The 19944-nt window shown below is 38.5% G+C and carries 17 protein-coding genes and 1 tRNA gene; 4 read left to right on the top strand and 14 right to left on the bottom strand.

Annotation, left to right across the window (positions count from 1 at the left end):
* Positions 1-15 precede the first annotated feature (15 nt).
* The 6 genes from ABIB39_RS03100 to ABIB39_RS03125 form a co-directional block, all read right to left on the bottom strand.
* Positions 16-435 carry a hypothetical protein gene (locus tag ABIB39_RS03100; RefSeq protein WP_354427202.1) on the bottom strand — a complete coding sequence of 140 codons (420 nt, stop codon included), beginning with the start codon at positions 433-435 and terminating at the stop codon, positions 16-18.
* A 30-nt stretch (positions 436-465) separates the two neighbouring features.
* The gene (locus ABIB39_RS03105; protein ID WP_354427204.1) at positions 466-681 is read right to left on the bottom strand and encodes a hypothetical protein; all 216 of its coding nucleotides are present in this window, start codon (positions 679-681) and stop codon (positions 466-468) included.
* A 77-nt stretch (positions 682-758) separates the two neighbouring features.
* Complete coding sequence (locus tag ABIB39_RS03110; protein WP_354427206.1) at positions 759-1379, bottom strand: hypothetical protein; 621 nt, start codon at positions 1377-1379, stop codon at positions 759-761.
* Between the two features lie 111 nt (positions 1380-1490).
* Positions 1491-3176 (bottom strand): sodium/sugar symporter, encoded by a 1686-nt coding sequence (locus ABIB39_RS03115; protein ID WP_354427207.1) that lies wholly within the window; start codon positions 3174-3176, stop codon positions 1491-1493.
* A gap of 47 nt (positions 3177-3223) precedes the next feature.
* The gene (gene xylA, locus ABIB39_RS03120) at positions 3224-4552 is read right to left on the bottom strand and encodes a xylose isomerase (RefSeq protein ID WP_354427209.1); all 1329 of its coding nucleotides are present in this window, start codon (positions 4550-4552) and stop codon (positions 3224-3226) included.
* Positions 4553-4603: 51 nt separating this feature from the next.
* A complete protein-coding gene (locus ABIB39_RS03125; RefSeq protein WP_354427210.1) occupies positions 4604-6097 on the bottom strand; it encodes a xylulokinase in 1494 nt (497 codons plus the stop codon).
* Between the two features lie 177 nt (positions 6098-6274).
* On the opposite strand from ABIB39_RS03125, the gene ABIB39_RS03130 reads away from it, so the two are divergent.
* The 3 genes from ABIB39_RS03130 (at position 6275) to ABIB39_RS03140 (ending at position 8883) form a co-directional block, all read left to right on the top strand.
* Positions 6275-6348, top strand: a tRNA-Asp gene (locus ABIB39_RS03130).
* 263 nt (positions 6349-6611) lie between these two features.
* Complete coding sequence (locus ABIB39_RS03135) at positions 6612-7844, top strand: site-specific integrase (RefSeq protein WP_354427211.1); 1233 nt, start codon at positions 6612-6614, stop codon at positions 7842-7844.
* 52 nt (positions 7845-7896) lie between these two features.
* On the top strand, positions 7897-8883 hold the full coding sequence (locus ABIB39_RS03140; protein ID WP_354427213.1) for a virulence RhuM family protein/type II toxin-antitoxin system death-on-curing family toxin: 987 nt from the start codon (positions 7897-7899) through the stop codon (positions 8881-8883).
* Positions 8884-9074: 191 nt separating this feature from the next.
* On the opposite strand, the gene ABIB39_RS03145 is transcribed toward ABIB39_RS03140, so the two are convergent.
* The 7 genes from ABIB39_RS03145 to ABIB39_RS03175 all read right to left on the bottom strand — a co-directional run bounded on the left by ABIB39_RS03145 (position 9075) and on the right by ABIB39_RS03175 (position 18027).
* Positions 9075-9443 carry a hypothetical protein gene (locus ABIB39_RS03145; RefSeq protein ID WP_354427215.1) on the bottom strand — a complete coding sequence of 123 codons (369 nt, stop codon included), beginning with the start codon at positions 9441-9443 and terminating at the stop codon, positions 9075-9077.
* A gap of 69 nt (positions 9444-9512) precedes the next feature.
* Positions 9513-11099 (bottom strand): DUF7017 domain-containing protein, encoded by a 1587-nt coding sequence (locus tag ABIB39_RS03150; protein WP_354427217.1) that lies wholly within the window; start codon positions 11097-11099, stop codon positions 9513-9515.
* The gene (locus ABIB39_RS03155; RefSeq protein ID WP_354427219.1) at positions 11089-13029 is read right to left on the bottom strand and encodes an ATP-binding domain-containing protein; all 1941 of its coding nucleotides are present in this window, start codon (positions 13027-13029) and stop codon (positions 11089-11091) included. The genes ABIB39_RS03150 and ABIB39_RS03155 overlap by 11 nt, the downstream gene beginning before the upstream one ends.
* A gap of 42 nt (positions 13030-13071) precedes the next feature.
* A complete protein-coding gene (locus tag ABIB39_RS03160) occupies positions 13072-13314 on the bottom strand; it encodes an AAA family ATPase (RefSeq protein WP_354427221.1) in 243 nt (80 codons plus the stop codon).
* A gap of 112 nt (positions 13315-13426) precedes the next feature.
* Positions 13427-15244, bottom strand: coding sequence for a response regulator (locus ABIB39_RS03165; protein WP_354427222.1), 1818 nt, complete (start codon positions 15242-15244; stop codon positions 13427-13429).
* Entirely contained in the window at positions 15234-15893 is a 660-nt protein-coding gene (locus ABIB39_RS03170) for a hypothetical protein (RefSeq protein ID WP_354427224.1), read from the bottom strand. The genes ABIB39_RS03165 and ABIB39_RS03170 overlap by 11 nt, the downstream gene beginning before the upstream one ends.
* A 1-nt stretch (position 15894) precedes the next feature.
* Complete coding sequence (locus ABIB39_RS03175) at positions 15895-18027, bottom strand: reverse transcriptase family protein (RefSeq protein WP_354427226.1); 2133 nt, start codon at positions 18025-18027, stop codon at positions 15895-15897.
* Positions 18028-18366: 339 nt separating this feature from the next.
* On the opposite strand from ABIB39_RS03175, the gene ABIB39_RS03180 reads away from it, so the two are divergent.
* Positions 18367-19377 (top strand): helix-turn-helix transcriptional regulator, encoded by a 1011-nt coding sequence (locus tag ABIB39_RS03180; protein WP_354427227.1) that lies wholly within the window; start codon positions 18367-18369, stop codon positions 19375-19377.
* Positions 19378-19642: 265 nt separating this feature from the next.
* Here ABIB39_RS03180 and ABIB39_RS03185 read toward each other — a convergent pair whose 3' ends face one another.
* Entirely contained in the window at positions 19643-19906 is a 264-nt protein-coding gene (locus ABIB39_RS03185; protein WP_354427229.1) for a hypothetical protein, read from the bottom strand.
* Positions 19907-19944: the final 38 nt, after the last annotated feature.

Consider the following 19944-nt stretch of genomic DNA (forward strand, 5'->3'; position numbering starts at 1 on the left):
TATAATTAAAGCCGATTATTTATTGCTAAACGCTGTCAATTTGATCATGTCCTGTATCTTGGCTATGCTGATATTGTTTTCTTTTACAAAAGAGTCAATTTGAGCCTCTTTACCCGGGAACTGCTTTGAAAAAGCTTTAAGGGTACTTATCTGCTTATATTCGTTGCCGGCTTTAAGCCAATAAGTTGTTTGATTATCAATGGTGTAACCTGCTGCTAATTTAAGATCGTAGTTGCCAGGTTTATCGCTATCATTTTTTCTGCCGTTAAGTTGCCCGTTAAATGTTGAGCTTGCTGTACCGATACAGCCTTCAAGCGAATCGCCCTGGACAATTTTACCCTTATATTGCGAATACGAAGCAACGGGCGTTTTGGTAAGCTTTTCAAAAAAAACACTTCTGGCTGGCTGGTACGAACACCTTGTTTTGAATAACAATGCTATCGATACTACTTACATCGCCTAAAATTATTTTTTGCCTTCCTGGTCAAACATCATTTCCTGTGTTACTATATTATAATCTAACGAAGCATCAAGCGTTGCCCCATTTTTTTGGAATACGGTGCCGGTAGTAAATTCTGGGAAAATAAATGGTGAAGTAGTTTGTTTGGGGGTACCTTGTGCAAGAATGGTTGATGCACTCAATATAATAACCGCTCCGGTTAATAAATATGATTTTTTCAATTTAGTACTATTTGGAATGTAACGCGTTAGACTATAAACGTTGCCATTAGTTTAAAATAAAAAGCGATAATTGAATTTTATTGTTTTTCAAGAATCCCGGTAATTAATGCTTTCCATTGCGGGCCGGATAACCCCTTACGGGCACCCAATGCTATAATGGTATTACGCACGGTATCGTAAAAGCCGGTATCAGTATTATTAGCGGTTTCGTTACGGCCATATGCTGCGGCACTAACATGGTTTTTATACCGCTCTACAATTAATGTATTGGTAGAGTTGTGGCTAAAAAAGTGAGCTATTGCTTTACCGGGCTGTTGCGGGTTTGCTATAGGCCTAACTGTTATAGTGATGTATTCACTTTCGGTATTGGTATCACCGTCCTCTTCTAAAGCGTCAATACGTACCCATTCCTTACCGTCCCCGGCTAATGAGCCAGGTGTGGGGATGGGTAAATTGATATAAAATATGTCGCCTTTTTCGGCCATCTTATAAATTTCTTTACCCTGGGTATCTGTTAAAGCAAACTTTGCCGAGTGCGGTCCGCTTAGCACATGCCACTGCGAGATATCCTTTAGTCTATCTTTCGCTAATAAAAATAAGTGGTGTGCTTTTTCAACGGTTGCGCAATCAACAAAATGTATAAAGTCGTTTTTTTCGCCTTCGGTTTGTGGTGGGATATTTTCTGTGGCGCTATGCATAGTGTGTGGTTTAATTACATAACACAATAGGTTACAGCGTTGTTTTGATAAGCTGGGGCAAAAATAAAGGCGGCCTTTGGCAAGGCCGCCTTCTATCTGAAGAAAAATATCCTACCAGAAGAATGAATACAGTGCTACGATAATACCAAATACAATTAAAGCACCGGCAGTAAACGCGCGCGATGGTTTAAACATGGCGGCATCAATTTCAAGCCCGTTAGTTTTAACCCCTTTAGCAAGGTCAATTTTTGAGATGATCCACATACCCAGAACGCATAGCAGGAATACAAAGCCCATGCGATCTATAAACGGTATTTCGTAAACACCTTTTTCGTTTAATTTTGAGAAGCCGAATTGGTTAAGCCATTCCAAGTTTGCAAATCGGGGTAAAAATTTAAAGAATACCGAAAAGCAGAACCCGCCAATGGTGGCAAATAACGCACCGTTAGAAGTAGCCTTTTTCCAAAAGAAGCCCAATATAAACATGGCGAAGATACCCGGAGATACAAAACCGGTGTACTCTTGTATGTATTGGAAGCCTTGCTTGCCTTCGCCCATTAATTGCTCTCCAATTAATAACGACATAATTACACCAAGCGCCATTGCTACCACTACAGACCATTTACCAAGCTTTACCAGGCTTTTATCTGTAGCCTCGGGGTTGATGGCTTTTTTATAGATATCTAATGTAAAGATAGTTGCGATACTGTTTGCCTTGCCTGCAAGCGAAGCAACTATAGCTGCCGTAAGCGCCGCGAATGACAATCCCTTCAAGTAAGTGGGTAATAAGTTTAAAAGCGATGGATAGGCTTTGTTAGGGTCCATAACGCCTTTTGAGCTCATCATCTCCTGGTGAAACATCCCTTTCTGATAAAGCAGGTAAGCCGCGATGCCCGGTAATACCACAATAACTGGCATCAGTAATTTTAGGAAGGCCGCGAATAGGATTCCCGCACGGGCGGTTTTCAAATCGGCACCAAGGGCACGCTGGGTGATGTATTGGTTACAACCCCAATAATTAAGGTTCACGATGATCATACCACCAATCAATACAGATAGGCCCGGCATCTCCATATAGTTAGGATTGCTTTTATCAAATATCATTTTAAAGTGGTCGGCAGCTTCGGTACGCATAATGGTCAAGCCATTCCATAAACCCGTTGTGCCCGATTTTTCGCTGATCAAATTTAAAGCTAAGTAAGTAGCCACTAATCCGCCCAATATCAATACAAATACTTGTATAACATCGGTATAACCGATCACCTTCATACCACCGAGAGTAATGAAAACGGCAAACACAGCAAGTAAAGTAATACAAACCGTGATGTCGATACCAGATATGCCGCTGATAGCCAAAGCGCCCAGGTAAAGGATAGACATTAAGTTTACCACGATGTACAACAATAGCCAAAATATAGCCATAACCATAGCCACCGTGCCGTTGTACCGCTGGTTCAAAAACTGCGGCATCGTAAAAATCTTATTCTTGAGATATATCGGGATGAAGAAAACCGCTACGATAATTAAGGTTGCCGCGGCCATCCACTCGTAAGTAGAAATAGCCAGCCCCATTTTAAATGCCGACCCACTGGTGCCTATAAACTGCTCGGCAGAGATGTTTGATGCTATTAGTGATGCGCCAATTGCCCACCAGGTAAGGGAACCTTCGGCCAAAAAGTAATCTTTAGAGGTAGCATCGGCATTATGTTTACGCCTGTATATCCAATACCCATAACAGGATACGATGATAAAGTAGATAAAAAACACGACATAATCGCCGTTTGATAAGGTCTTCATTTAGGGACTTGGATTAAAAATGGTTAATAATTGGAGCTTAATAATAGTTATATATATCGGTTAATCAAATTCTCGAGATATTCTTGTTTGCCGCTTGCGACGGCGGGCTCGCCGTTTTTGCCGGCATATTTGCGCAGGTCTTCTAATGATAGTTTGCCGGCCTCAAAATCTTTACCTGCACCGCTGTCGAAAGAGGCATAGCGGTCGCTTCTTATTTTCTTATAATCTGATTTTTGGAGGATATTATCAGCAGCAATCAGCGCCCTTGCAAAAACATCCATACCGCCAACATGGGCGTAGAAAAGGTCGGCAGGGTCAGTAGAGTTACGGCGGATCTTTGCATCAAAATTTATACCGCCGCCGGCAAAGCCACCTGCCTGCAAAATAATGAGCATATACTCGGTAACCTCGGCTACATCGTTCGGGAACTGATCGGTATCCCAGCCGTTCTGCTCATCGCCACGGTTCGCATCTATCGAACCTAACAGGCCATTATCAGCAGCTACCTGTAACTCGTGTTGGAACGTATGCCCGGCAAGGGTTGCGTGGTTAACTTCCAGGTTCAATTTAAAATCACCCAACAGATCGTACTTCTGTAAAAACCCAAGCACGGTTGCAGCATCATAATCATACTGGTGTTTGGTTGGCTCGCAGGGTTTTGGCTCGATAAAGAAAGTGCCTTTAAAGCCTTGCTTGCGGGCGTAATCTTTTGCGGTATGTAAAAACTTAGCAAGATGCTCCTGCTCGCGTTTCATATCAGTATTCAGCAAGGTCATATAACCTTCGCGTCCACCCCAAAAAACATAGTTCTCGCCACCCAAAGCAATAGTTGCATCAATGGCGGCCTTAACCTGTGCACCTGCATGTGCCAGCGCATTAAAATCGGGGTTGGTGGATGCCCCATTCATATAGCGAGAATGGCTGAATACGTTTGCGGTTCCCCAAAGTAACTTAACGCCGCTATCGGCCTGTTTTTGTTTGGCATATTCAACCATGGTTTGCAAGCGGCGGTCGTTGTCGTCAAGGTTGTTGGTATAATCTACCACGTCCACATCGTGGAAACAATAGTATGGCAAGTTCATTTTGGTGATAAACTCAAAGGCGGCATCCATTTTATCTTTCGCGCGTTCAACGGCATCAGCTTTCGCATCCCAAGGGAAAATATGCGTAGCCCCGCCAAAAGGATCGGCGCCGTTACCATTGAAAGAGTGCCAATAGGCGCATGCAAAGCGCAGGTGATCTTTCATGGTTTTGCCGGCTACCACTTTATCCGCGTCATACCAGCGAAACGCCAGCGGGTTATCAGATTGTTGCCCTTCGTATTTAACCTGGCCAACGCCTTTAAAAAACTCTTTTTCTCCTGTTACTATTCCCATGGATTTACATTTATTATTGAGTTGGCAAATTAGTTATTTGTGTCCTGATTCTTAATTGTCTTGCGTCCCCTCCAAATGCATTTCAAGAATAGCTTTCCAATCCCGGTAAATCGCCTCAAAGGCTTCGGTATTATCCGGTTCAATGTAGCCCACGCGGCCGGCTTTGCTAAAAGCCTCCGCCTGCGATGAATAGATCTCTGCACCGATGCCCGCGCCCAAAGCTGCGCCAAGGCTACCATCATTATTATACAACTCCACAGGCACACCCGTGGCATTTACAAAAGTTTGGGTGAATAGATCGCTCAGGAACATATTGGTTTTGCCGGCGCGGATCACAGTGGGGTTCATGCCGTTCTCCCGCATTATATCCAACCCATAACGGAATGCACAGGCAATACCCTCTTGAGCAGCACGAAAGATGTGGGCGGGGGTATGTAAGTTAAGATCAATGTTATGCAGGTGCGCACCAATTTGTTTATTGTTCAGCATCCGTTCGGCGCCGTTTCCAAAAGGTAAAATGCGCAGGCCATCGCTGCCAATTGGTGCTTTTGCAGCCTCTGCATTCATCTGCTCATAAGTAAGGGTGCTACAGAATGTGTTTTTAATCCAGCGGTACAGGCTGCCGGTGCCGTTAATGCAAAGCAACACCCCGAGGCGTTTACGCTCGTTGGTGTGGTTTACGTGCGCGAATGTGTTCACGCGCGATTGCGGGTCGTACGCCAACTGGTCGCTTACACCGTATATAACACCCGACGTTCCCGCCGTAGCAGCTACTTCGCCTGGCTTAAGCACGTTTAGTGATAATGCGTTGTTGGGTTGGTCGCCGGCCTTGTAGGTAACCGGAATACCCGCCGTTAGGCCCAATAACGATCCAACATCCGCCGTAACGCGGCCGTGTGACGAGAATACAGGCTTAACCGTTGGGAACAACTTATCGCTAAAACCAAAATAATCTATAATATCTTTTGAAAGGCCATTGAATTGAAAATCAAAGAAGATGCCTTCTGATAAGGCTGATGCCGAGGTGGTGATCTCGCCCGTTAATTTCATGGCGATATAATCGCCGGGGAGCATCATCTTGTCTATCTTATTGTAAATCTCCGGCTCGTTTTGCTTTACCCACGCCAGTTTTGATGCCGTAAAGTTACCCGGCGAATTAAGCATATGCGATAAACAGGTTTCGGTACCGATATCATTAAAAGCTTTATCGCCTATTTCAACCGCCCTGCTATCGCACCAAATAATGCTGTCACGAAGTGTCTTTTGCCCCTTATCCACCAAAACAAGGCCGTGCATCTGGTAAGCGATGCCAATTGCAGAAATATTTTTTGCTTCGAAACCGCTTTTTTTTACGCACAAAGCCAGGGCGTACTGCGTTTGCTGCCACCACATTTCGGGCGATTGCTCTGCCCAACCGGTTTGCAGCGAAATGATGGGCGACTCTACATCCGGGTATTGCGCGGATGCGATAACGCTTTGGCTTTCAGCATCAACAACACATACTTTTACCGACGAAGTGCCTATATCGATGCCTAATAGCAGCATGTTTTTGTTCTTTAAAAGGTTACGAGAGCCGTTTGCAATTGGTATGAAAAAACGAATTTAACGTAATTTTTGATAAAGTGTCTGTGTGACGTGAATTAAGTGGGAAACAATAAAAACTAGAAATTTAAAAAAAGAGTTGTGTAAAACAAAAAGGTGCGTATATTTGCAATCCCAAACGGAGTGGTAGTTCAGTTGGTTAGAATGCCTGCCTGTCACGCAGGAGGTCGCGGGTTCGAGTCCCGTCCATTCCGCTGAAAACAATGTCAAAAACAACTAAAAGCCTGTAAATTAAATGTTTACAGGCTTTTTAGTTTACTCAAAAACACCAAATTGTTCATGTTTTAGCATAAAACTGGTGAGCAATTCGGTGAGCATATTTGAGTAAGGGGATTGCTCACCAGAAACGCTGTAAATATCTGCTTTACAGCCTGTTCAATCAATGAACATCTTGACTGCAAGTGATGAAATGAACAATTTTGTTTCACCTTTTAAATCATTTGTAATGAGAACAAACATGAATTTGCTTTTTTATTTGAAGAAACGGTCAAATTACGAAAGCGGCCCCGTAGCTATTTATTTACGCTTTACTGTTGACGGACATCGCGCCGAAGCGTCTGCCGGAAAAACTTGCGAACCCTCACGCTGGAATGCGCAATCAGGGCGAGCCAATGGCACTAAAGAAGATGTCAGGGTTTTAAACGCCTACCTGGACAAGCTACAGGCCAACGTTCAGGAATTGCACCACCTGATGACAGTAAATGAGGAAATGGTTACTGCAGAAGCCTTAAAAAACAAGTTTATAGGCAAGGTAGAGAAATCACGCACCTTAATAACTGTATTTGAAGATCACAACACAAAAATGGAAAGCCTTGTCGGGCAGGAGTTTGAAAAAAGTACTTTGCAACGTTATAAAACCTGCCTAATGCACACGGTGGACTTTATGCAATGGCAGCATAATGTTTCGGATATACCGATTACAAAAATCAACTTCGCTTTTTTAAATGATTTTGAATACTACCTGCGGAGTGTTCGCAAATGCGGAAATAACTCGGCAATTAAATACATCAAAAATTTAGGCAAAATTATTCGTATCTGTTTAGGTAATGGCTGGCTAACGGTTGACCCCTATCTTAATTACAAACCAAAACAAAAGGCCGTCCACCGGGAAGCGTTGACCAAAGAGGAGTTACAGAAAATGTATAAAAGGAAATTTTCTATTGACCGCTTATGTGTGGTTAGGGATGTTTTTGTTTTTTGCTGTTATACGGGTCTTGCTTATGTTGATGTTCATAAACTCAAACGGTCTGAAATGGTAAAGGGTATTGATGGTAACTTATGGATTCATACAAGCCGGCAGAAAACCGACACTTTATCCCGGATTCCAATATTGCCGGTGGCTTTGTCAATTATCCGCTCTTACGATAAGCACCCCCAATGTGTTGCAGAGGATACCTTGTTGCCTGTTATGAGCAATCAAAAGATGAATGCCTATTTAAAGGAAATTGCCGACCTGTGCGGCATTTCTAAGTTGTTGACCTTTCATATTGCCCGGCATACTTTCGCTACTACGGTAACGCTTAATAATGGCGTTCCCATCGAAAGCGTTGCGAAGATGATGGGACATACCAGTATTAAAACCACACAAATCTATGCTAAAGTAATGGATCGAAAGATTAGTGAAGATATGCAGGTTCTTCAAAATAAATTGGCCGTAAAAAAGCGTACTTCTAAATTGGTTGTCGCATAAGGTTCATAGATCAATACACTTACTAAAGAAAAAACACTTAATTTTAAATTTTATGAATACTAATCAAATTATTATATATCAAACACCCGATGGCCAGGCAACCTTAGATGTTACGCTTGAACACGATACTGTTTGGCTTTCACTTAATCAATTATCGACACTATTTGAAAGAGATAAATCTGTTATTTCAAGGCACTTAAAAAATATTTTCACCGAAGAAGAATTAGACCGTAGTTCAGTTGTTGCAAAAAATGCAACAACTGCCAACGATGGTAAAACCTACGAAGTAGAGTATTTTAACCTTGATGCCGTAATTTCAGTTGGTTATCGCGTAAACTCAAAACGAGGTACTCAATTTCGTATTTGGGCCAACAAAGTGTTAAAAGACTATTTAGTAAAAGGATACGCTATTAACGAGCAAAGATTAAAAGAGCAAACAGAGCAATTCAATTCTTTAAAGCAAACGGTACAGCTTTTAGGTAACGTGCTGAAAAATAAAAAATTGACAACGGATGAAGCAACGGGCTTATTAAAAGTAGTAGCGGATTATAGTTATGCGCTGGACATCTTAGACAAATACGATCATCAGCAGCTATCCCTTACCGGGACTACCGATCAGCAGTTATTTGTGGCAACATATGATGAAGCTATACAAGCTATTAAGGAGTTAAAAAATAAATTTGGCGGCGGTGGCTTATTTGGTAATGAAAAGGATGATTCCTTTAAAGGGTCTATCGGGACAATTTATCAATCCTTTGGCGGTGTCGAGTTTTATCCCACTATAGAAGAAAAGGCGGCCAATCTCTTATACTTTGTTGTAAAAAATCATTCCTTTTCGGATGGTAATAAACGAATAGCCGCCTACCTGTTCGTTTGGTTCTTAGAAAAGAACGGAATACTTTACCGGGAAGATGGCTCTAAACGGATAGCCGACAATGCTTTGGTAGCCCTAACCTTGATGATTGCCGAAAGTAAGCCGGATGAAAAAGATATGATGGTGAAAGTGGTAGTCAACCTGATTAATGCGAACAACGCCTAATCTGCTATAAGCCCATTAAGCACACCATCCCATATTTACCGCTTAAGCAACCAACAGCGCGAGCCGGGATAAATGTCAAGGCCGGGCAAGCCACTAAAAAACAAAACACAACTGCCCGCTCTGTGTAGCCTTGACATTTATCCCGGCGTGGGCTAAATTCGCGGACCCGGTGAATATGGAAATTTTTAACCCTAAGCAGTCACCACATTAGTCACACTTTTCCATCCACTTTTTGTAAATTCAATAGTTAAATATAAACGCTTGTTGGGTTCTATAAGAAAACGAAATTTGCTTGGCACGACTAATTTTTTTGAATCTTCTGAATTATTAAAAGTAACTTTCTCGCCGGTATCAGAATTTGTTAAAACACCTGCTACAGTCATTAGATCATAACCACCAGCTTTTTTTGTTCCCCAAATATCATTTCCGGACACGGTAAATAAGTGCGTGCCTATTGGCAACGGCCCACCATCAAGTGTTTTGACACCTGTTTTCTTAAGCTCTTCCAATTGTTTTTTTCTTTCCTCGGGGTTACCACTCAGTAGAACTATTTTACTCATGATATTATTTATTTTTAAAGTTTAACAATTACGGTATTAACATATTTGTTTTTTAAAGCATCCTATTGCTTAATTATTTTCTAATATATCAAATACCTTCCATGACCATTGCTTTTTTTCAACCTGAAATGAATTAATTGCTATTGCTTTTATTTCCTGATTATTTTTGACATTAAATCGTTTAATCACTGATGGATGAACAAAAATATGATTAACAAAGCCAAACGATTTTCCTTCACCGATTTCAACCTTGCCTTCGACCTCTTTTAAAAAACGTTGCTTTAGTACATGGCCGTCCGTTTTCTCAAGCGTAAAAATTTGATAATTGCCATTTTCTGCTCCATTGCCATTAAACCGAACTTTTAAAGTTTCGCCAATTTTTACATTCGGCAAAAACCTATCGTATTTAAAAAAGCCGAATTTTGATTCTGAAGCAATGAAATTTAACATTTTCTTATCAGAATTTACAAAATCTATTATTATAGTTTCTTCCGGCACATCACTAAAAAGCAATGCGTCTGCGATGGTAGTGTACTGCCTGTAAAAATCAAAATTTGACGATTTAACCGTTGCGTTTTTATACCAATCCTGGTTTTGCCAGTTGGTAACTTCATTGGATATTCTCCATCCGTTACGGTTTCGGGCTTTGACGAAAATTTCTATTTCTGTCTTGGCTTCGTCAAAGAGCTGTTTTTGAATAAACGTTGCAGCCATTTTTTGACGAGTTTTGACAAGCATTTCTTCGGGACTTGTGCAGCTTAATGCTTTGCAATGGCAAGCGAGAACTTTTTCTGGATCAGCGGAAAATACTTCACTCAATATTTCCCATACCCAAAAATCATTCTTTTTCTTTTTGGCAAATGGCAATAGTGCCGAAAGCATGTTATCCCTATCGCCTAAAGCCAATAGTAGTTTGGCTTTAAAATATGCCGGGTATTGCATTTGCGGGTAGTTATCCACCAACGCGTCCAATAAGGGTAGGAATGTCTCTGCTTTTTGTCTGTCGAAAAAGTATTCACCGTATTCGTTTGTGGCAGGCAGTAAGTGTTTTGCGTAGGCTATGTATGCTTGTTCCGCCAGTGCCATTACTTCTTTGCCGTTTGGCATTGTTTCCTGTTGGTAATCTTCGGGCCGGAAACTCTTCAGATTCCACCAGTCGGCAAATGGAATGTATTTATCTGTATCCTTAAAAGCTTTATGAAATGCTTTGAACAAAAAGCTATATCCTTCAGAGGATATTGTAAAGCGAAAAGAATTTACCAACTCAAACAATGCACTGAATTTATCGGTATCAACCGGGTTTTCTTTTAATAAAGCAAAGCCCATTTTGCCCACTTGCCAGCTTACCTGATCAAAAAGTATCTTTTCTTCTGTGGGTAGTTCTAAATTTTTTATATTAATCAAATCTGCCTGAAAAAGATCAAATTGTTCCGATGTATTGTTCTTCTTCAGATATTCATAATAAACCCAACTCAAATTACGTTTAGGCCAAATCATAATTGCGTTGTTGCCTAACAAGCGTAGTTCGTTTAGCGGATCATTTTCATCATCAGGAGAAACTTTTTGCATAGCTTCTTCATACTCATGTTTAGCCAGAGCCAGAGCCTCATTGAGCCTGCCCGCTACCCGCAGCTCCTTTATTTCTTTAGCCGGCATAGTTCTCTTGTTTAAAAGCTTGCAATTCGGTAGTTATTTCATTTAACAGTTGCTGACTGTTCGTTTTATTTTTGATAGGTACAACCCTGCCCCAAAAACCATTATCATTGTATTCGAAGTCAATGACTACTGATTCCTGACCACGTTTGAAGGTGTATCTTTCTTTATACCTCTGGTGTTCCAGTTCATCTATTACGACACTAATCGGGGACAATAACAGCACTAAATCATCGAACAGATCGTGTGTGAAAGGAAATTTTTCGTCCAACTCAAAATCAAACTCCATCCTGGTCAGTATGGTTTCTGCTGTATTTCGTTCAATAGAAATTTCCGGCAAATGATTCCAAAGGCCTTCAATCTCCGAATATAAATCTTGATTGTTAGATAGCGATGGTATTATGATCAGCGCATTTTTAAACTCGTTTTTGCCATTTATGCTTGTTCTTCCTGTTACAATAGCATTTTCTCTTTGAAACTTATATCTTATTTCATAGCCCTTCCTTTGCCAGTCGACGATATTGATATAAAGTTTCTGCACAGCCAATTGAAGTTTGATAAAATGATCTTGTAATTGAATGGGCTCATTCATTAAGCCCATGTTATTCAGCTGCTGCAATAGTTCATTATCCAAGGTGACCTCCTCTGGCTGCAATTGCTTCCCGGTTAATTCATTCAAAGCATTAACAACCGTCTGGTCAACTATAGTGATATTCGAATAAGAATTAAATGAAGGCGGATTGATTGCGTACAATGTTTTAGCCGCCCTTGTTAACGCTGTATAGGCCCATCTATAAAAGCCCGAGTTATCCTTGCCTCTTCTGATCTGCGGATCTTTTAAGCAATCAAAATTCTTTTGATTCTCATGATCCCAAACGGTGAAAACATTATCCCACTCACCACCCTGGGCTTTATGGCACGTAACAGCGTAACCATATTTCATTAATAAGCAGTTAAAATACTCATCATTGATTATCGCTTCTTTAAATTCATCCGTATGGGGCTTTAGACCAGTGTGCCGCTTTTTAAAATCAACATACAAAGCTTGCATTTCTTCCGGCTTTAAAACATTATCTCCATTTAGGAAGTTTTCAAGCATCTGACCTTTTACTACTTTGTTATTACTTTCCGCATCAGGGAAAACTAATTCAACGGTTCTCCATCTTAAAATAACCTCAATGGCCACTGCCTTTTCAGAAGATTTATTTGATGGAGCCTTTGCGTAAAAATGAACTGGTTCTACCTTCACCACATCAGCTATCTCATTCACTATAGCAAACTCACCATTAGAAACACCCTTTCGATAGTTGTTTCCCCCCATAATAACTATATCACCTTTCTGTATAGGCAGCCCTGAACGCCCATATTTCATTTCCCTGATCTGTTGATTGAGTTTCAGGCATGTTTCATTTTTATACGCGATAATGATTTTGGGACTGCTTACGTTTTGCCAGGTTTGTAAAAATAATTCATAGGATGGATTAAAAATATCTTTGCCATTTTCCTTCAAATTGAAGTCATTAAAATAACCGGACGATAATGATTTACGAACCTTCGACGCTGCTTTTAATATTCCGCTCTCGCCGCCCTGGCGTTTTACTTCTTTCATTTCGGTTTCTTCAATGGCGACATTGAATTTATCGGCCAGGTAAACTGCATCGAAAGCTTTGGAGCTATTATCTCCAACAGGGGCCAACTGGCATGGGTCGCCTACGAATATTATTTTAGAATGAACCAACGGATGCGACACCCGTGTGTATGTTATCAGGTCGCTTAGCAGATACCCTGTACCGAATCGGAAAAATTCACCTTGGCTTTTTGCATCAGAAAGCATGGAGGCTTCATCAATGATGAATATTTTATTAGTAACATCAGTGTTGTTTCGGATTTTGAAATAGTATAGGAAGGATTCGCCCTCTTTTTCCTCGACCATTTCGCTATAGCTGTAGATGCTTTTGTGGACGGTAAATGCTTCCTAGCCTGTTCTTTCGCGGATCACTTTCGCAGCTCTCCCAGTTGGGGCCATTAATGCAAAATCTTTGTCTATCGAAACGAGATAATCAACCAGCCCCTTTAGAATTGTTGTTTTACCACTACCTGCATAACCTTTGAGCATAAACACTTGGTTAGAGCCCTTTAAAAAGGCTTCGAGCTTTTGCAAGGCTGTTTCCTGATCGGCACTTAGTTTTAATTGCTGGAAATGGTTGAATATACCCATGGTATTAATTTCGATTCAAAGAGATAGAGCAACTGTGCAGAACAGCCGCACTGGATGTTAGACTGTCTTTTGCCATATTTTATTTAAAAACCCCATAATTTAAATAATCTGGCTAAAAGAAAATAGCCTTAAAAATATTACTTATCAAAAATTCAACATCATCTACACTTATTTGTATGCCTGGTTTAATATTTCCTGAATGCGCAGTTGCGTTATTTCTAATAAAACGCAATCGAAACAGCTTGTTGATATCAACATCAGGGATATTATTTCTGTATTTTAGAACAGTGGCAATTTTAAGTATCGGTGATGCTTTCTTTGCCTTTTTTCGATGGTCTATGTGCCTTTGTTGTAACGAGGGATAAAAGTCAACCCCAATAAGTGTATTATCGAAGTCGTTTGAGCTTTGCATTATATCTGAAAAAAATCCGAATTTTAATTCAAAAAGGGTCTGCGAAGAATTTGCGGAATAATTTAATTGTGCTCGATCGGCTTTATCCCATATCATCCAAGTTCCTTCGAATGCGCCAAACAAATCCGCGTAATTTTCTAAAATATTAAAACAAATCAATAAAGCGTTATTCGCTAATGCTTTATGATCTAATTCCAAAACCGAAAAGAGTTCATCAAAAAGGCCGCCATTTGAAAAGACTAAATTCGTGAATTCGATCTTGTCGGGGGAATTGGAACTCAAAATATTATTGGATTTAAGCGCATCTATTTCGAGTCTTAATTTTGAAAGGAATGATCGCTCAACGCATTTTTTTACGCCTTTTCCAAATTCCACATACTTGAGATAGCTTTGATTTTTATCAAATAATTGATATGGTGCTTCCTTTACAATATAATCAGTTGCATGTAAATCGATGGCTTTTTTAATATTCCAAGATTTGTTTGAAGCCGTAAAAAACATCACTTGAAACCCCTTATTTACCCTCGCAATTTCTTTTATAAAGATAAAGCTTGACAGTTCTTCAATATTTTCATTTTTAAAATCGTCATCACATAACCTTAAATCGATAATTAATAAGTCATAATCAAAAATATGTTTTGTAATTACGAATTCTTTTACCAGTTTTTCAACAAGTTCTTTTTGGCTTTCGTTTTTATCAAATTTCTCATAGAAGCTAATTTCCGCGCCTGAATTATCAAATATATATTTTAACAACGGATTCCAACCTTTATGTCCTTCATCATCAATAAATAATATTTTTTTATCGATGATCCCTTGTATTTCTAAACGCTTCTTGTCCTTTTTCTTGAAAGTTTGTCTATGTGTTTTATGTGCTATTTGTTTTGATAATTCATCCCTATATTTAAAATATAATGAATGAATCCCCTTCAAATTATAGATAGATTCAGACAATAACTTATATTCTTGATTGTCATAATCTTCAATCATTTCAAACCACCTATAAATATTCCATTCGTTAGTTATTGAATGATCACTCGAATTTTCCGGGATGGGTATTTCTATATTTGAAATAAAAGAATAATAATATTCTTCTATTTCTATTGGTTTAATTTGGTTCTGGATAACATCACTTAAATCAAAACTGGAAATTAGTTTTGTGCCTTTTGTAAAAAGCAATAGTGAAGATTTGGTTTTGTTATTATTAATCTGATTCTCTAAAATTTCTTCTTTGGCATCTTCGGAAATGAAGATTATGGGTAAATAGCGAAATTTATCTAATTCCTTTGTCAATCGAATGTGCAATCCCAAATATAATCCCATAAATTCCGCATCGTCAGCACCTAACCTACAGGGAATAATTACTTTTTCAACTCCTTCAAACAAGTCCTTGTTTTTTAAAATCCAAAAGTGAATATCTTCATCTTTTGACTGTTGATTATATTTAAGTTTTGTACAACTTACATTTTCAGAAAATCTCGTAGAAGCATCTTCAATAACTAAAATTTTATCGTTCATATTTCTGTTTTATTTTTTTTGCCATCTTTATGACCTCTTGCCTCATTATCTCAGCAGTTGTATCAGAAGAGTTAAATTCATCTTCAAAGGATGAGAAATCTACGGCATGATTACTTAAATGAACTAATTCAATTAAATCCTTAAATGCTTGACTTCCTCCTGGAAATGCCACTTCGTAATTAAAATTGCTTCGATTATTAAATATAGTACCACTTATAAGACGATCTTGTAAAATAGATGCCTTTTCGACTTCATAATTTTCCCCAAGCGATAATAGCTTGAAATCTATTGTTTTTTGTTCTACAAAATGATTTAAAAACACTATGAGGTTAAAATAAAGTCTGTCCTTTTTAATTTCTTTTATTGAAATGCCAGCAAATATGGTTGCAGTAAATCCATTACTAAAAATACAGTATGGAATATTATTTATTTTAGCCAATGCGACTACTTTTTCTTTGTTTTCTTTCCCATCTAAAGAATCATGAATCAAGATACACGAGCAATTTTTAATTATTACTTCCGGGGAAGATGCTGATAAATCCATTAACCACGTAATTGAATCAGGGTATTTTGCAAGGACCTTAGTGAAATCTATTCGATAGTTTTCAGCCATTTGTCCGTATTTATTGTCATCTATTAAATAGATCATCTTAAGAGTAAAATGTTAATATATGTGTGAAGCCGTCAATTAATGAATCATCAATTTTCTCCCTGGAACCTACACCTGAATTTATATCAAACAAAACATTCAATTTATTTACGGAAGTATCTGGCGATTTTGCAATAATTGACCAATCGCAAATCCCGAAAAATGCTTTTTCAGCTTCCAAGAAATCTCCTTGAAACAACTCCTCTTTATCAAGTGGTTTATCACAATCAGATCCTAAATGAATAATTTTAAGAATTCGCTTTCGACCATGTGTATCGGATTGCCTTGAAAATTCGAAACGTATTTTTTTACTATTAGAAGCTCTTTGCTTTATTGCGTTAAACAAGTAACCCAAGCCAATTTCTAATGAGTCCACATCGGTATAAAAGTTTGCTTTGTCTAAATCTTTAAATATTGTTTCGTTTATTTCAAACGCTGTGTATAGACTTCCAAGACTTTTAGCCAACTTTCTATTAACAATTTCCTGGAGCTGGGGTGTTTTTATTTCAACGCTTTGTTTGAATGGAGAAATCATTGTCTCATTATACTTATCGCTTAAAATAGGATGCAAATTAGGGTTTTTATTAATCCATTCTATTAGTTCAGGGGCATTCCAGTTAAGATTATACTTTACCTTATTAAACCACCAAATTTCTTTTGGATCACCAAAAGCAAATTGATTTATTCTCGCATATAAATTAGATGTAATTATATATTTACCTGTTAATTCCTCAAATTCCTTCTTTGCAAAACTTAATATTGTTTCCCTATTAAAAGTAGAATTGGGTACATCATAATCATGCGTAAGAAATTTTAAACCATAGCTTGTTTTAAAATGCTTTAAAAAATTGCTTACGTCTATTGGTTTATGTCTTGATAGATCAATTTCCTCTTTTTTAAAATTCCTTTGTTTACTATCTTCTACAGTTTCGGAATCCTTCAAAATTATAGGTTTCGTTAATCCCTCAAACCTCCCCCTCAGCTTCAAATAAGCCTCATTCTCCCCGCCCTTAACCATTTTCAAATAATCCAGCTTGCCTTTGATGACATTAGCCATATTAGGTTTCCCTTTAATGATATTTCCCTTGTCGGCATAATAGTGTGGCAGGAAAAAGGTATTGGCCTTTTCGTACCCGTATTGCTCCCAATAATATAGCCACATGCGCAATTGCTTTATATAGCGTTTCTGCACGTTTACATTTTCGTTTACAAGTAAACCCGTTACTTCCTGGCGATAGCCTTGTTTTTGCAACCGGGTTTTGCTTTGCTTGATTAGAAATCCTTGTTGTTCAATGATGCGATGCAGTTCTTTTAAGAAATCGCTGTCTTTTTGGTAAACATTATGTAGCGATGAAAAGGTTATATCATCGGCATACCTGGTATATCGTAATCCGAAGTGCTTTGCAACTGCCGACAATAAATAATCAAGACGCTGGCAAACTATATTGGTTATTATAGGCGAGGTTGGTGCGCCCTGAGGCAATACGTTTTTTACCAACTGTATGTTTTCCTCTTTATCATTTAGGCGTTCAACGATCATTTCTGTACAGCATAAGGCACTTATAATATTAACTATGCCGTACTTTTTGTTTTTTTCAGCTTGTACAAGATCAGCGCCCATCATTTGGATAATACGAGCAGTATCACCGGTGAGCTTATAATCGCTAAACCCCAAACTAATGGGCTTGTTTTGCAGGCATTTCCAAACCCGGGCCTGGTCGATGCTGTGAAAAAAATCTTTTAAGTCGATATTATAAATATAGTAGCTACCTGTATGGATTTTTGCATTATCGACGATAGACTTGCCTGGTACAAAGCCGGTAGCTGCCCGGTGTGGTTCGAACATGCAATGAAGGATTAGGTTGAGCGATCTTTGAATAGCTTTCAAACCTTTTACAGGCGCATGAATGGTTCTGGTTGTTCCAGACTTTTTCCTTATCTCAAAAGTTTTATAACGATTGGGGTTTGCCTTGGGATTGGCATGCCATGTTAACTGTTTTAGTTCAAATGGAATAACTTTTTCTCCATAAATAAGTTTTTTTGCATAGTTAAGTAGATTCAACAAATCTTCTTTACTGCTCAATTGACGGAAAGCCTTTATTATTTGATCCTTATTTTCGTGTTCTATTTTCATATGATAAGGGTTCAGTAAAGCCTGCTGTATTTATTCTTTGTTTATGAACAAGTAAAATATCAATACCATAATATAATACCAATAATAACAACTCCCAACAGGTCAACATCATAATGACCAGTAGAACATTCAGCTGACAGCGAAGCCGCCAGCTACCAACCGATCTGAAATTTTGCAATCTCCAGTTGGCGTAAATCAATATCTTACAGCAGGCTTTCAAAGAACTTGTACAAAGTAAATATTCAAGTGTGCAGATTTACTGCACAGAAAGATTAATTTTGTATTGGGGTTAAATATAGTTTGAAAATTAACAATTATCCGTAAACCCTTTAATTATAGATGGCCGTTACTAAAAATCCACTTATCCGGAACAAAATACTCGATCAATGCTTCAGAAATACCGGGAAGCGTTATTTTATCAATGACCTTATTGCTGAATGCAGTAAAGTATTGGTTGAAATTGATCCACATAGTAGAGGCATCAGCCGTCGGCAAATATTGCAGGATATAGCCTTTATGGAAAGCAATGAAGGGTGGACTGTTGAACTGAAGAGGCATAGAATTGATAAAAGAGTATTTTATCGGTATGCTGATACTTCATACTCTATTAATAACATGCCATTGAACGTGGTGGAGATCAACCAAATGCAATCGGCAATTCAAATTTTAAGTCAATTTAATGGGATGCCACAATTTGAGTGGATGAATGAGCTTTTGCCTAAGTTGCAGCAAGGCTTAACCTTGCATCAGCAAAAATCTGTTATTAGTTTTGATTCCAACCCTTATTTAAAAGGTATTGAAAAACTGGGGGAACTTTTTAATGCCATCAATTATGAAAAGGTTTTGCAAATAACTTACCAAGATTTTAATAGTGACCAGTCCTATGATCTTGTTTTACACCCCTACTATTTGAAACAGTATAATAACCGGTGGTTTTTATTTGGCTTTAATCCTGAAAAGAATAAACCTGACTGGAACCTGGCGTTAGACCGAATTATATCTATAGAAGAAGTAAAGGCAAGATATCTGGAAAATACAACAATTGATTGGGAAGAGTATTTTGAGGACATCGTAGGTGTCACCAAACCAATCGATGCTATCGTTGAAAATATAAACCTGCATTTTATCGGCCCAACCGGGAAATATATAGCCTCTAAGCCATTGCATGGGTCGCAAAAGTCTAAATGGTTAACTGAGGACTTATTTGAAGTTAGCCTGGATGTGATGATAAATTATGAATTAGAACGATTAATCTTATCCTATGGAAATAGTATTAAAGTCCTTAGTCCTAACAGGCTTGTTGATTTAATTAAAAAAAGATTGGAAGATGCTCGAAAGCATTATTATTAAGATAATAATACAGATCCAATCTCTTCTTTATGACAGATGTTGTAATTTTCCATTTTCCACTGCTTACACTCAAACAAGCAGATCCTTAATCTATTAAGCAGGTATGTTATGAGCGCAGCGAATTTCATTCCTGCAAAGGCGGCGAGGCTAGCGGCGTAATGGAACCCGGCGCGTTAGCGCGTGGTGCAATGGAGCCGCTTGCAGCAGCTGCATGGGGGCATATAAGAACTAAAAATATTTTTCGGTTAATTATCAAGCATATATTTCATAAGTTATCATTTGATTCATTGTGAAGCTGATCTAATAATTGCTTTTTTTCACGCTCACTTTGTAAAATACAAGCTTCTAATTGCGCAATCAATGGGTGATCGTTGTTATTTATATTCTCGTTAACAACAACGGTAGGGTAAAATTTGCTCAAATCTGCGTCACCGATTTTATCACTATTGATATTAAAACTATTATTACCACCATTAAATTTAATGTCATGGATGTGGTAAATGTTGATGTTATTGATTATTACTTTCATGGTGCAGTTCTTTTATCATTAAAGTCAAAATTCAGTAG

It is taken from the genome of Mucilaginibacter sp. UYP27 (genome assembly GCF_040547175.1).
Taxonomy (GTDB): domain Bacteria; phylum Bacteroidota; class Bacteroidia; order Sphingobacteriales; family Sphingobacteriaceae; genus Mucilaginibacter.